This is a genomic window from Streptomyces sp. NPDC048106, from assembly GCF_040706415.1.
In the GTDB taxonomy this organism is placed as follows: Bacteria; Actinomycetota; Actinomycetes; order Streptomycetales; family Streptomycetaceae; genus Streptomyces.
This window is the reverse complement of the sequence record NZ_JBEZND010000002.1, coordinates 61,336-76,519: the sequence shown is the minus strand read 5'-3', so window position 1 is coordinate 76,519 and position 15,184 is coordinate 61,336. Positions and strand designations below refer to the sequence as shown.

Sequence of the window (15,184 nt, the reverse complement as noted above, 5' to 3'; positions counted from 1 at the left end):
ATGAAAAAGCTGCTGCTCGACTTTCTCTGGTCCCATCTGTGCACGCTCGGCGCGTTCCGTGAATCCGGGCAGACTCCGCAGGCCGCACGGGAGTCGGCGGGCCTCGCGCCGGGGTACGGCGCCTGGTTCGACGAGTGCCTGCGCGTCTTCGAGGGGGCCGGCTACATCGATCGGCGGGACGGCAGGATCCTGCTCGACGATGCCATGCGGTACCGGCCGATCGAGCGGCTGTGGCGCGAGTGGGAGACGGGAAAGCCCACGTGGCAGGAGAATCCCGACCTCGCGGCCACCCACCTCCTGGTGGAGACCACCTTGCGTGCCTTACCCGACATTCTCAGCGGACGGCGACCGGCCACCGAGGTCATCTTCCCCGGGGGATCGCTGGAGCTGGTGCGGAACGCCTACGCGACCAACCCGGCGTCAGCGTTCTTCAACCAGGTGCTGGCCGCCGACATGGTGGCGCGGCTGCGACGGCGGGCACGAGCCATGACGGCGGATGCCGCGCGGATCCTGGAGATCGGCGCCGGCACGGGTGCCACGAGCGCCGTCGTCCTGGAGGCGCTGCGGTCCGCGCGGCTCGACGTGCGCGAGTATTGCTACACCGACATATCAAGGGTCTTCCTGAACCACGCGGAGCGTTCGTTCGGTGCCGGAAATCCCTGGCTGACCTGCGGAATCCTGGATATCGAGCGCCCGGTGGCGGATCAGGGCTTCACCCTCGGCGGGTACGACGTCGTGGTCGCCGCGAACGTCCTGCACGCCACCCGGGACATCCGCCACACCCTGCGCAACGCCAAGGCGCTTCTCCAGCCCGGCGGACTGCTGGTCCTGAACGAGCTGACCGCGAACAACCTGCTCAGCCAGTTCTCGTTCGGCCTCCTCGACGGATGGTGGCGCTTCGAGGACCCGCACCTGCGTATCCCGGGCAGCCCGCTGCTCTCCACGGCGCACTGGCGGCACGTCCTGACGCAGGAGGGGTTCCGCGCGATCGCTCTGCCCGCGCGGGATGCCGAGGATCTGGGACAGCAGATCATCGTGGCCGAGAGCGACGGCGTCATACGGCAGCCGACGGCCGTACCGCGCACGTCCGCGCCGCGAGTGGCGCCGGTGCGCGAGAGTCCGGCGCGGGCCGTGGCCGATCACAGCGCCGGGAGCGAGCCCGGAGACCGGCTGCGCGCCCGCGTCGAGGCGGTCGCGCTCGATGTGCTGGCAGAGGCGTTGGACATCCCGCGGACGAGGATCGGGCGGGGCGAGCCCTTCTCGAACTACGGGCTCGATTCGATCTTCGCGGTGAACGTGGCCCGGGCCCTCGGCGGGACGCTCGGCATCGACCTCGACATCACTGTGCTGTTCGAGCACAACACCCTGGCCGAGCTGGGCGAGTTCATCGTCTCCGAATACGCCGAGGACCTGCGGGACGTGCTGCCGCCGGAGCGCGCGTCGCCAGAGCGGGCGCCCGATCCCGTGCGGCCTCCACCTCGGCCTGAGCCCGACGAGGCCTCGCTCTCCGGCATGGCGATCGTCGGCATGTCCGCACGCTTCCCCGGGGCCGACGACATCGACGAGTTCTGGCGCATCGTCGAGCAAGGCAGACGGTGCATCACCGCACCGCCGGAAAAGCGTGCGGACTGGGCGGGCCACGGCGACGAGGCAGCCGCGCTGCGGGGCGGATTCCTCGACGGGGTGCATGAATTCGATCCTCTCTTCTTCCGCATGTCGATGACCGAGGCGCGCCAGGTGACGCCGGAGCTGCGCCTGCTGTTGATGACGTCGTGGAACGCCATCGAGGACGCGGGCTATCGGCCGGCCGAGCTGCGGAGCCGGCCCACGGGCGTGTTCGTCGCCACGACGCAGAGCGAATACCGGCCCGCCGCCATGGACCTGATGAGCCTGCCGTCGCCCGCGATGGTGCCCAACCGGATCTCGTACCTGCTCGACCTCAACGGCCCCAGCGAGCAGTACGACACGACGTGCTCGTCCTCGTTCGTGGCCCTGCACCGGGCGATCCGGTCCATCCGCGACGGCGAGTGCGAGCAGGCGCTCGTCGGCGGGGTGAACCTGGTGATGTCGCCCGCGGGTTTCGGCGGGATGCGGGCCGCGGGGATGCTCAGCCCGCGCGGCGACGTCCGGCCGTTTCAGCAGGGCGCCGACGGTACCGCGCGCAGCGAGGGCGTCGCCGCCGTACTGATCAAACCACTGAGTCTGGCCATGGAGGACGGGGACTTCGTCTACTGCGTCGTGCGCGGCACCGGCGTGGCCCACGGCGGCAGGGGTGTGTCCTTCACGGCACCGAACATCAGGGGCATGAAGACAGCCGTCGCGCACGCCTACGCCGACGCCGCGATCGATCCGGGCGCCGTGGACTACGTCGAGACCCACGGCATGAGCTCGCTGCTGGCGGACAGCGCGGAGCTGGCGGCGCTCGGCGCCGGACTCCGCGGCGAGGACGACAGCGAGGACGTGACGTATCTGGGCAACGTGAAGCCCTGCATCGGGCACACGGAGGTGGTCTCCGGCCTGGCCGCGCTGGTGAAGACCGCGCAGGCGATGCGGCACGGCGTGATCCCGGCGATCCCGGGCTTCGGGCGGCTGCACCGCGACCTCTCCCTCAAGGGGACGCGGCTGCGCATCGCCGCCCGGAACCTGCCATGGCCCGAGCGCACCGACGACTCCGGCCGGCCGCTGCCGCGCCGCGCGAGCATGCACAGCTTCGGGATCGGCGGCGTGAACGCGCATGTCGTGCTGGAGCAGCACATCGCCTCCGCGAACCCGGACGACGACCCGGGTGCGCAGGTCCTCGTGCTCTCGGCGCAGAGCGTCGACGCTCTGCGCGAGCGGGCGCGCCGGCTGATCCACCGGCTTGCCGGAGCGGATCCGCGCTCCTGGGCGGACATCGCGTACACGTTGCAGGTCGGCCGGGAGGCGATGAGCTGCCGGCTGGCGTTCGTGGCGCAGAGCACTGACGAGGCCGCTCGCATCCTGGGCGGCTGGCTCGACGGCGACCCGGACACGCTCGCCCACGTGGCGTTCGCCGACGGCGTCGATCCCGCTGCCGACGCCGAGCACGACGGGAAGCCGACGCGGCTCGATCACGTGGCGGAACACTGGGCCGCGGGCACGTCCATCGACTGGGACCTGATGCATCGCGGCGCTCGACGCAGGCGGATCTCACTGCCCGGGTATCCCTTCGCACGTCTGACGTGTTTCGCCGAGCAGGCGCCGCGGTCGGACCAGGCCTCGCACACAGGCGTCGGCCCTCCGGACGGCGAAACCTTCGTCGCCGACCTCGTCGCCTCGGTGCTGGGTCTGTCGCGCCACGAGATCGACGGCACGAGGTCGCTCGCCGACTACGGTCTCAACTCCCTGCTCCTGGTCGCGATGCTGGGCCGGATCAGCAATGTGTTTCCGGGTTTCCAGCCTGAATGGTGGCAGCCGCACGACACGTTGAACGACGTGGTCGCGAGGCTGCCCGAGGCGGAGGCCCGCTCCACGCGCGTGCCGGCCCCGGAGCTGGTGCGCCTCAACGGCGCGACCGAGGGCAGGCCGGTCTTCTGGATCCACGGCGCCCTCGCCGGCGTCGAGTCCTACCGCACGATCGCCGAGCGGATCGACCGCCCGTTCTACGGCATCCAGGCCCGTGGCCTGCTGAGCGAGGACGCGCCGATCGAGGGCGTCACGGCCATGGCCGAGTACTACGCCGAGGTCATCCGCTCGGTGCAGCCCGAGGGGCCGTACGACGTCGGCGGATTCTGCCTCGGCGGCATCGTCGCCTACGAGGTGACCCGGCGGCTGCAGGCACAGGGCCAGGAGGTGGCCTCGCTGACGATGGTGGACTCGCCGGACGAGACCGGCCTGGCGAAGTCGAACGCGAACGGGTTCCAGTCGGCGCGGAGCGCGGCTCTGCAGGTCGTCAATTCCCTGCTCTGGCCGGCGGGGGAGAAGGACCCGGCGGTCCTGCGTGCCCGTCTCGTCCACCGGGACGAGGTCGCGGAGGACCTGGACGAGGACGCGTTCGTACTGCGGCTCGCGGAGTTGGCGGCCGAGCGCGGCCTCGCCATGAGACCTGCCCAGATCGCGCGGTTCGTCAGGCGCAACATGGCGATCCAGCTCGCCTACCGGCTCGGCGAGCACACCATCAGGCCTCTGCCGCGGCCGGAAGCCGTGGTGTGCACCTACTTCCGCAACCGGCGCGGGCTCTTCCTGGGCGAACTCGAACCCTACTTCCAGGTCGCCGGCGAGACCTTCTCCCTCGACCACGTGAACTACCAGCAGGACTGGGGGCGCGAGCTGCCGGGCCTTCGCCTGGTGGAGATCGACGCCGCGAACCACATGACGATCCTGAACGACGCGGGGCCGCTCGCCGCGATCGAGGAGACATGCCTGGCGCTCTACGCGTCCGACGAGATCGGGGCTTCCCGTGACTGACCAGACCGCCGCCCAGACGTACGACCGCCACGAGCCGGTGGCGATCGTCGGCATCGGTTGCCGACTGCCGGCACTGATCGAGGATCCGACCGCACTCTGGCAGGCTCTGCTCAAGGGCGTCGACGCGGTGCGTCAGGTGCCGGCCGACCGGTGGAACGCCACCGCATGGGCCGACGCGGAGGCGTCCGGCTCGGCGGCGAACCGCCGAGGCGGATTCCTCGATGACGTCACGGGATTCGACGCGGAGCACTTCGGCATCTCACCGGCCGAGGCACGGCAGATGGACCCGCAGCAGCGCATCGCCCTGGAGGTGGCGTGCGCCGCGGTCGAGGACGCGCGGCGTTCCACAGCGAGTCTCGCGGGCACACGCACCGGCGTCTTCATGGGCGCGATGTGGCAGGAGTACCCGCTGTTCACGCAAGGCGTCGCCGAGGCGATCCACGCCCACTCGGCCATCGGCTGGGACAACTCGGTGATCCCGTCCCGCATCGCCTACGCGCTGGGGCTGCGCGGCCCCGCGATGGGCGTGGCGACCGCGTCGAGCTCCTCCCTGGTCGCGGTGCACCTCGCCGTGCAGAGCCTGCGCTCCGGCGAGTCGGACTTCGCACTCGCCGGCGGCGTCAACCTGATGCTGCATCCGAACACCTCGGTGGCCCTGACGAAACTCGGCACGCAGAGCCCGGCCGGCCTGTGCCGGGCCTTCGACGGCGACGGCGACGGCTACGCCCGGGGCGAGGGCTGCGCGGTAGTCGTGCTGCGCCGGCTGTCCGACGCGCTCGCCGACGGCGACCGCGTCTACGCGCTGGTGCACGGCAGCGCCGTCAACAACGACGGCGCGACAGACGGACTGACCGCCCCCGGCCACGAGGCGCAGACGGAGGTGCTGCGGTCGGCGTGGGAGAACGCCGGCGTCGCGCCGGGTGCGGTGTCGTACGTCGAGGCGCACGGCACGGGCACGCCCCTGGGCGACGTGACGGAGGCGGGCGCGCTCGGCACCGTGTTCGGGCCCGACCGGTCCGCGCCGCTGCGCATCGGCTCGGCGAAGACGAACTTCGGCCATCTCGAGCCGGCGGCCGGCGTGCTCGGGCTCGTCAAGGTCGCGCTGGCGGTGCACCACGGCGTCATTCCGCCGAGCCTGCACTTCCGCACACCGAACCCGCGCATCGACTTCCCCGCCGAACGTCTGGAAGTGGTCACGGAGGCAGTCGCGTGGCCGGCCGGCCCGCGGCTCGCGGGGGTGAGCAGCTTCGGCTACGGCGGCACCAACGCGCATGTCGCCCTCGGCGAGGCACCCGCGGGCGCGCCGGTACAGGCCACACCGGATGCGGGCGGTCCGGTCTGCCTGACGGTGTCCGGCACGAGCCCGCACTCGCTCGCGCGTAACGCCGCACGGCTGGCGAGCCACCTCGGGCAGTCGCCTGGGACGCGGCTGTCCGACATCGCCTACTCGCTGGCGACGACCCGCACGCAGCACCCCACGCGCGGCGTGGTGATCGCCGGCACGACGGACGAGGCGGTGGCCGGTCTGCGGGCGCTCGCCGCGGACGAGAGCCACGACGCGGTAGTGACGGGCGCGGCTGCCGGTCGCGGCCGCGTCGCGTTCGTCTTTCCCGGCCAGGGCGCCCAGTGGTGGGGGATGGGCCGGTCGCTGTGGGAGCAGAACGACGCGTTCCGCGAGGCCGTGACGGCCTGCGACGAGGCCCTCACCCCGTACACCGGGTTTTCGGTCGCCGCAGTCGTGCGTGGGCAGGACGGTCTCGCGCCGCCCTTCTCGCGCACGGACGTGGTGCAGCCGGCGTTGTTCGCGATGTATGTCGGTCTCGCCGCGATGTGGCGCGCCTGGGGCGTCGAGCCCTCGGCGGTCGTCGGCCACAGTCAGGGTGAGGTGGCCGCGGCGGTCGTCAGCGGGGCGTTGAGTTTGGCGGACGGTGCTCGAATCGTGGCGTCGCGCGCTCGGGCCGTGCACGATCACGCGCCGGACGGGGCGATGGGACTCGTGGAGCGCCCGGTGGGCGAAGTCATCGAGGAACTGGCGGCCTACGGCGAGGCGCTGTCCGTCGCGGTGGTGAACACCGCGCGATCGACCGTCGTGGCCGGCGACACCGGGGCGGTGGACCGCTTCCTCGTGCGGATGGAGGCCACCGGCGCGTACTGCCAGCGCGTGGACGTGGACTACGCATCGCACAGCCCGCACATGGATTCGCTGCTGCCCGCCCTGCGCGAGCAGCTCAGGGGCCTTGCCCCCGCGGACGGGGGGATCGCCTTCTATTCGAGCGTGACGGGGGAGCGGGCGGCCGGGCCGGAGCTCGACGCGGACTACTGGTGCCGCAACCTGCGCGAGCCGGTGCGCTTCGACCGCGCGCTGGAACGCCTGCGGGCGGACGGGTTCGGGATCTTCGTCGAGGTGAGTCCGCATCCGGTGCTCCAGATAGCCCTGGCGCAGGGCACCGAAGCCGACGGGGCGGCCGTCGTGGTGGGCACCTTGCGCCGCGATCACGGCGGGATCGCACGGGCGCTGCGGGCGCTGGCAGAGCTGCACGTCCAAGGGGTCCCGATCCCCTGGAAGCGCGTGTTCTCGGCCTCGGACACGCGCAGGACGGACCTTCCGACGTACGCGTTCGAACACCGCGGCTACTGGCTGGACGAACACGACGACGCGATCCCGCTCGTCAGCGGTGCTTCGTGGCGCGAGGACGTGATGGCACTGCCCGAAGCCGAGCGTCCGGGATCAGTGGTCGCACTCGTCACGGCGGAGGCCGCGGCCTTGCTCGGCCGGCCCGCGGAAGGCGTGCGCCCCGACATGACGCTGCGCGAACAGGGTTTTGACTCCCTCATGGTGGTCGAGCTGCGAAACCGGCTCAGCGCACGGACACGGGTCCCGCTGCCCACCGTGCTCGCCTTCGATTACCCCACACCGCGAGCGATCGCGACACTGCTGCTGACGCACGCCGATGCGCGGAACGTGGCCCCGGAAGTCTCGCCCGCCGTCGCCGCGGTGCCCATGCGGCCCGACGACGACCCCGTCGTGATCGTGTCGATGGCCTGCCGGCTTCCGGACGGAATCGACACGCCCGAAGCGTTCTGGGAACTGCTCGTAGACGGCCGCGAAGCCTCCTCCCCGTTCCCGCAGCGCTGGGACGGATGGGATCTCGGCACGATCGAGGAGGCGGAGCGCGCCGCCACCGGCAGGCGCTTCGAGCGCAAGGGCGGCTTCGTACGCGACGTCGAGGACTTCGACGCCGCGTTCTTCGGGCTCAGCCCGCGTGAGGCGCTGTCCCTGGACCCGCAGCAGCGGCTCGTTCTGGAAGTCGTATGGGAGGCACTGGAGCGGGCCAATCTGCGCACCGCCTCCCTCGAAGGCAGCAACACAGGCGTCTACCTCGGCGCGATGAGTTCGGACTACGACGTCGCTCGGCGCTGGGACGTCGCGGGCAGCGACGGCTACAAGATCACTGGCAACGGGTCGAGCCTGATCTCCGGGCGGGTGGCCTACACACTCGGCCTCTCCGGGCCGGCGCTCACCATCGACACCGCGTGCAGCTCGTCGCTCGTGGCCCTGCGCCTGGCGTGCGAGGCGCTGCGCGGCGGCGAATGCGACCTGGCGCTGGCCGGCGGAGTGACCGTGATGAGCACCCCGCAGATCTTCGTCGAGTTCAGCCGCCTCAACGGGCTCGCGGCCGACGGCCGCTGCAAAAGCTTCGCCGACGACGCCGACGGGACGAGCTGGGCCGAAGGCTGCGGCGTCCTGGTGCTCAAGCGGCTCTCGGACGCGAGGCGCGACGGTGACCGTGTGCTGGCCGTCGTGCGCGGCACCGCTATGAACCAGGACGGCCGCAGCCAGGGGCTCACCGCGCCGAACGGCCTCGCGCAGCAGCGCGTGCTGCGCAGTGCCCTGGCCGACGGGGGACTGGCCCCGGCCGACATCGACGCCGTCGAAGCGCACGCCACGGGCACCGTGCTCGGCGATCCCATCGAGGCCGGCGCCCTTGCCGCGGTGTTCTCGGGCCGCGTGCGACCCTTGCACCTGGGATCGGCCAAGTCCAACATCGGCCACGCTCAGGCGGCCTCCGGCGTCATCGGCGTCATCAAGATGGTGATGGCGCTCCAGCACGAGTTGCTGCCCCGCACGCTCCACGTGGAAAGGCCGAACACCCGGATCGACTGGACCGGCGGCGAACTGGAGCTTCTGCGGCAGCCGAGGCAGTGGCCGCGGACACGGCGGGTGCGTCGCGCCGGTATCAGCTCATTCGGTATCAGTGGCACGAACACGCACGTCATCATCGAAGAAGCACCGGAGACCGTCGTCGCGGACCGGCCCGGCGACGATCTCGTCCACCCGTTGGTGATCTCGGGCACCGACACGGCCGCCCTGCGTGCGCAGGCCCGGCACTGGGCCGAGTGGCTCGACGCGCGGCCCGCCGCGTCGATGCGGGACATCGCCTACACCTCCGCCGTCGGCCGTACGCACTTCGACGCGCGCGCCGTGGTCTTCGCGGGCAACGCCGCGGATGCCGCCGAAGCCCTGCGGGCGATCGAGCCCGGCTCCGGCACGGCGCTGGGGGAGATCGCCTTCGTATTCGGCGGTCAGGAGGCGCAGGGGCCCGGGACGAGCTGTCAACTGCTGGCGCAGAGCGCGGTGTTCCGCGACACCGTGGCGGAGTGCGACGCGGTCCTCTCGCCGTTGACCGGCTGGTCCGTGCTGAAGGCGCTGCGCGGCGAGGAGGACGTGCACAGTCCGGATGTGCTGCCGTGCACGCTGTTCGCGACATACCTCGGACGTGCGGCGCTTTGGCGCAGTTGGGGTGTGGAGCCGGCGGCGGTGGTGGGCACCGCGCACGGCGAGGTCGCCGCCGCCGTGGTCAGCGGGGCGTTGAGCCTGGAGGACGGCGCCCGCGTCACCGTCCTTCGAGCTCGCGCGCGCTCGGGGGACGCGGTCGGCGGTGCGATTTCGGGGATTGTCCCTGCCCGGACTTCCATCCCCTTCTGTTCGCGCCTGACGGGCGAGGTCGTGCCGGGCCCGGAGCTCGGCGGGGACTACTGGTTTCGCGATCTGCCAGAGCCAGAGCCAGAGCCCATGAGTCTCGACCGCGCGCTGGAGCGGCTGCGTGGCGCGGGCTTCGGAGCGTTCGTCGAGGTCGGCCCACCCGCCGAAGGTGCCTCGGGCGGCGTGGACCAGCTCTGGCGAACGGCCGCCACGTTGTTCGAGCGGGGCTTCTCCCTGGACTGGGAGCGAGTCCTCGGGTCCCATGGCGCCGGCAAGGTCGACATCCCGACGTACGCGTTCCAACGCCGGCGCTTCTGGCTCGGCGAGCTTCCGGCCGGGCCCGCCGCGGTGACGGCCGGCCAGTCCGCGGCCGGCCACCCGTGGTTCGACGCGATCACGACTCTCGCCGGCGGCGGCGGTCACCTGTTCACCGGCCGGCTGTCGCTCGACGATCGCCCGTGGCTGGCCGATCACGTCGTCGGCGGGCAGGTCTACCTGCCGGGCGCGGGCTTGATCGACGCTTCGCTGTCCGCCGCCCGGACCGCGGGTGCCGACGCCGTGGCAGACCTGACGCTGCTGGAGCCGGTCGTCCTCCTTCCGGGCCGCGCGCTGCGGATCCAGGTCACCGTCGGCGATCCGGACGCGCACGGACGGCGCCCCTTCGCGTTCTACAGCCAACCCGAGGGCACCGATGAGCCGCTGATCTGGCGGCAGCACGTGACCGGAGAGTGCGTGACCCGGGCGTGCGTCGGCGCCACGCTGCCGCAGGACATCGACAACTGGCCGGTGCCCGATGCCCGGGCCCTCGACATCGAAGCCTTCTACGGACGCGCTCTCGCCAATGGGCTCGACTACGGCCCGGCCTTCCGAGGACTGCGCGAACTCTCCTGCCGCGACGGCGTCTACTACGCGCGGGTATCCCTTCCAGACGCGCTGGATCCGGCCGACCACGGCCTGCATCCGTCGCTGTTCGACGCGGCACTGCAGGTCGTCGTCGCCGGTCTGATGGAGGAGGGCGCTGCCCCTGGGCCGCTCGTCCCGTTCATCTGGTCGGACGTCGAGCTGTTTCGTGCCGCGGGCAGAGAACTGACCGTGCGAGTGTCGTTCGACTCCGGCGGAGACGAGGACCTCGCGCCGGCCACCGTGTGGCTGGCCGACCCGGCAGGCCACCTGGTGGCCCGGATCGGCGGGCTGAAGTTCCGGCACGGCAGACGTCGCGGGCACCCGTTCGCCGAGCACCTCTACCGCGTCGGCTTCGAACGCGTACACCTCGTGGCCGAGACTTTCGACCCCGCGGGCACGCTCGTGGTCGGCGACGCGGAGTTGGGCACGGGGCTCGGCGCCGACGTCGTACCCGACCTGGACGCCCTCGTGAAGCGGCTCGATGTCCGGGCGGATGCGCCTCGACGAGTGCTGTTCGCGCTGCCTGACTGCGCGTCCGCGCAGTGGTACGACGCGGAACGCGGCGCCGCCGAAACGCTGCGCACGCTTCAGGTGTGCCTCGGCGATGCCCGGCTCCAGGGCACGGAGCTCGTCTGGATCACCCGTGACGCGGTGTCGTCGATGCCTGACGACCAGGTGGACAACTGGGCCCATGCCGCAGTGTGGGGCATGGTCCGCACAGCCCGCACGGAACAACCGGAGCGCGTCCTGCGCCTGATCGACCTCGGTCCCGGCACCCCGGACTTCCGGCTCCTGGCGCGCGTGATCGGGACCGGCGGCGAGCCGGAGTGCGTGCTGCGCGGCGAGACCGCCCACGTGCCACGAGCAAGGCCGACCGTCGAGGAGGTCGACGCGCTCGTCCTGCCGGACGAAGGCGGCTGGCACTTGCGTCAGCGGGAGGACGATCAGCTCGACGTCATCACCGCCACGCACGACGAGGGCGCGCCGGAGCCGGTCGCGCCGGGGGAAGTCCGCGTCGAGGTACGCGCCGCCGGGATGAGCCCGGGGCGCGCACAGGTCCTGGAGTTCGCGGGGATCGTCATGGAGGTCGGCAGCGGCGTCACCTCCGTCCACGCGGGTGACCGAGTCATGGGCAGTGCGGCAGGCACGCTCGGCGATCAGCTTCGCGTGGACGGTGCCACTCTCAGGCCGATACCCGCGAACCTCACCTTCGCACAGGCGGCCGCCGATCCGTCCGCCCCCGATCCGAGGCAGGACAAGGGATCGTTCACCGCCTTCGACGTACGCGACGCGCCGTACGCCCTGCGCCACGCGCGGCAGAACCCCGCGCACAAGACCGTGCTGACCTTGCCACGCGCCCTCGACCCGGACGGCACGGTGCTGATCACCGGCGCTCTCGGCGAGCTCGGCAGCTCGCTCGCCGCACACCTGGTCCGCGCGCACGGAGCGCGGCGGCTCGTGCTGCTGTCGCGGCGCGGTGGCAACACTCCTGGAGCCGGCTCGTTCGTGCGGGAACTCGAAGCCGCGGGCGCCGAGCGAGTGGACCTGGTCGCGGGCGACGTCGCGGACCGGGCCGCGGTGGCCGCGGTACTGGAAGGGATCCACCCGAGCCATCCCCTCACGGCCGTGTTCCACCTCGCCGGCGTGCTCGACGACGGCCTGGTGGAGGGCTTTACCGCAGAACGGCTGCACCGGGTGATGGCACCCAAGGTCCAGGGCGCCCGCCTGCTGGACGAGTTGACCGAGCGGCTGGACCTGGCCGCGTTCGTACTCTTCTCCTCGGCGGCCGGAACGCTGGGCACCGCAGGACAAAGCGGGTACGCCGCGGCGAACGCGACGCTGGACGCCCTGGCGGCGAACCGACGCAAGCGGGGTCTGGCAGGACTCAGCCTCGCTTTCGGGCTCTGGGAACAGGCCGGAGTGGGCATGACCGCCCACCTCGGCAAGGCCGAGCTGGGACGCCTGCGGCGTCAGGGGATCGGTGCCCTGACCTTGACCGAGGGCCTGAACGCCCTGGACGTCGCACTCGCGCGGCCCGAGGCCCAACTGATGCCCGTGCGCCTGGAACTGGCATCGTTGCGACACGCGCTCGGCGATACGGAAGCGCCTCCCTTGCTGCGCGACATGCTGCAGCGCACGACTGGAGGGCGCCAAGCCGAAGTCGCCGAGACCGCACAGTCGTTCGATGCGCGGATGGCGGACGCCTCCGAAACCGAACGACCGGCACTGCTGCTGGACCTCGTCCGCAGCGAAGTCGCCGACGTGCTCGGCCTGCCCGGACCCGACAGCGTGCCGGCCGACAGAGCACTGCGTTCCCTCGGGATCGACTCGCTCACCATGGTCCAGCTGCGCAAGCGCCTCGCCAAGCGGCTGAACACCTCGCTGCCCGCCACGCTGGTGTTCGACTACCCGACCGCCGAGGCCATCGTCGGGCTCCTGCTCCACGACGCCACCACCCCGAGGGGGAACGAGAAGTGAAGACAGAGGCCCTGTTCATCGCGGGTGTCGCGACCTACCTGCCCCCGGCGACCAAGGTCGAACAAGCCGTCGCCGACGGCCTGTTCGACGCCCAGGACGCCGAGGACACGCAGCTCGAGTCGGTCTGCGAGGCCACGGACGAAGCTCCGCCCGAGATGGCGGTCGCCGCTGCCAGAGAAGCCCTGGAAAGGTCGGGGCACCGGGCCGAGGACATCGCGCTGCTGCTGCACGCCTGCGTGTATTTCCAAGGCCTCGAACTCTACCCGACGGCTTCCTACATCCACCGCGAAGTACTCGGGGACCATTCGGCGCTCGCCTTCGAGGTGAAGAATGCTTCCAACGGCTGCATGACCGCGTTGGACATGGCGGCGCGCTCCCTCACGGCCACCGACGACGTGGCGGCGCTGGTGACCACCGCCGACAAGGTCAGTCCGCCGGCGATCGACCGCTGGAACAGCGACATCGGCATCGTCCCCGGCGACGGTGCGTCGGCGATGGTGCTCAGCAAGAGGTCCGGGTTCGCACAGGTGCTGAGCACCTCCACGGTGTCGGATCCCACCCTTGAGCGCCTGCATCGCGGCGACGCGCCCTTCACGCCTCACCATGACCCCACGCTCCCCATCGACCTGCGTCTGCGCAAACTGCAGTACCTGGGGGACGTGGAGCTCGACGAGTTCACCCGCCGGTTCCGGGCCGGCCTCAGCGACTGCGTCAACCGGGCCCTGCACGACGCGGACATCCGGCTGGGCGACGTCGCCCGGTTCGTCGTCCCGCATTTCGGACGCATCGTGCTGCAGCGCGAGGTCCTCGCCGCACTCGATATCGACCTCGATCTCACGACCTGGTCCTGGGGCCGCACCGTCGGCCACCTCGGCGCGGGCGACCAGATCGCCGGACTCGGCCACCTCGTGAAGGAGCGCGCCGTAGGCGTCGGCGACCTCTGCATGCTTCTCGGCGTCGGCGCCGGCTTCACCTGGACGTGCGCCGTGGTCCGGATCATCGAGCTTCCCGAGTGGCCGACGCGACCGGCCGGATTCGACCTTGGGGGCGGGCGGAACTGATGCGCTGCTACGTCTTCCCGGGACAGGGCACCCAGAAGAAGGGGATGGGACGAAGCTTGTTCGGAAGGTTTCCCGACCTCCGTCGCCGCGCCGACCGGGTGCTCGGATACTCGATCGAAGAGCTCTGTCTGGAAAACCCGGAACGACGGCTGTCCGAGACCGCGTACGCGCAGCCCGCGATCTACGTCGTCAACGCGCTGCACTGGTCAGCGGCTCAGGAGGACCTGCCACCCGCGGACTTTTTCGCGGGCCACAGCCTCGGCGAGTACAGCGCGCTGTTCGCGGCCGGCGCCTTCGACTTCGAAACCGGCCTGACGCTGGTGCAACGCCGTGCGGAACTGATGAGCCAGGTCGGCGGCGGTGCGATGGCCGCGGTCGTCGGTGTCTCCGAGCGGATCGTCGAGGAGACCCTGAAGCGGCACGATGCCACCGGCGTCGTCATCGCCAACTACAACGCGCCCGAGCAGTTCGTGCTCTCCGGCAGCCGCGAGGAACTGGCGCGGATCAAGTCGGTCTTCGAGAAGGTGGAGGGTGTCCGAGGGTTCGTCCCGGTCCGGGTCAGCGGACCCTTCCACGCGCCGGCGATGGCCCCGGCCGCCGAGCGCTTCCGCGACCTGCTGGCCTCGGTCGACGTGGGCGAACTGCGGACACCGGTCATCTCCAACGTGACCGGCCGGCCGTTCGGCCCCGATGCGCAGGAAGTCCGCGAACTGCTCGCCGAGCAGATCGCCAAGCCCGTCCGCTGGACCGACTGCATCCGCTATCTGCGGGACGCGGGCGTGTCGGTTTTCACGGAACTGAGCGAATCGAAGGTGCTCACCCCGCTCATCGACCGGATCACGACCGCGCAAGAGCCCGCCCCCGACCCACGCCGAGACCTGATCGAGCGCATCAAGCGCGAGATCCTCCAGCCGGAGATCGGCGACGAGGCGCTGGCCTTCGACGAGGACGCGTCGTTCCGGCAACTCGGCCTGAACTCCATCATCTACGTGCGCCTGGCCCGCCGGGCCGGGACGGTCCTCGGCGTTCCGATCAAGCCGGACGTCATCTTCCAGCACCGTTCCTGCGCCGCCCTGGCGGACTACCTCCTGACCCGCGACGACATCGCCCAAGCCGCAGCGCCCGAGGCCCCACCCGCGCCCTTGCGTGAATACCAGGACGAACGGGTGACGGCCCTGCTGCGCGACTGCGCGAACGGGACCCTCAGCGTGGACCGGACCATCGAGGCGATCCGCGCCCTCGCGTGACGAGCGCCGAATGCGCCATTACTTCGTCCTGCCCTCCTCCGCCGGGCTCTCGCCTGCCACGGTCAACCGGCTGACCACGCAGTGGC

4 protein-coding genes are annotated in these 15,184 nt (G+C 71.2%); all 4 read left to right on the top strand.

Annotation, left to right across the window (positions count from 1 at the left end; all coding sequences use genetic code 11):
* Genes AB0927_RS02400 through fabD form a run of 4 tightly spaced genes read left to right on the top strand, consistent with a single transcriptional unit; the run spans position 1 to position 15,098 of the window.
* Positions 1-4,425 carry a beta-ketoacyl synthase N-terminal-like domain-containing protein gene (locus AB0927_RS02400; RefSeq protein ID WP_366665607.1) on the top strand — a complete coding sequence of 1,475 codons (4,425 nt, stop codon included), beginning with the start codon at positions 1-3 and terminating at the stop codon, positions 4,423-4,425.
* Positions 4,418-12,790, top strand: coding sequence for a type I polyketide synthase (locus tag AB0927_RS02395; protein ID WP_366665606.1), 8,373 nt, complete (start codon positions 4,418-4,420; stop codon positions 12,788-12,790). Before AB0927_RS02400 ends, AB0927_RS02395 begins: the two co-directional genes overlap by 8 nt.
* The gene (locus AB0927_RS02390) at positions 12,787-13,851 is read left to right on the top strand and encodes a ketoacyl-ACP synthase III family protein (protein WP_366665605.1); all 1,065 of its coding nucleotides are present in this window, start codon (positions 12,787-12,789) and stop codon (positions 13,849-13,851) included. The genes AB0927_RS02395 and AB0927_RS02390 overlap by 4 nt, the downstream gene beginning before the upstream one ends.
* Positions 13,851-15,098 carry an ACP S-malonyltransferase gene (gene fabD, locus AB0927_RS02385; RefSeq protein ID WP_366665604.1) on the top strand — a complete coding sequence of 416 codons (1,248 nt, stop codon included), beginning with the start codon at positions 13,851-13,853 and terminating at the stop codon, positions 15,096-15,098. Before AB0927_RS02390 ends, fabD begins: the two co-directional genes overlap by 1 nt.
* The last annotated feature ends 86 nt before the right edge of the window (positions 15,099-15,184 follow it).

Excerpts from the sequence above, each read along its gene's own strand:
- AB0927_RS02400 (WP_366665607.1), top strand. The coding sequence starts at position 1 with ATGAAAAAGCTGCTGCTCGACTTTCTCTGGTCCCATCTGTGCACGCTC.
- fabD (WP_366665604.1), top strand. The coding sequence starts at position 13,851 with ATGCGCTGCTACGTCTTCCCGGGACAGGGCACCCAGAAGAAGGGGATG.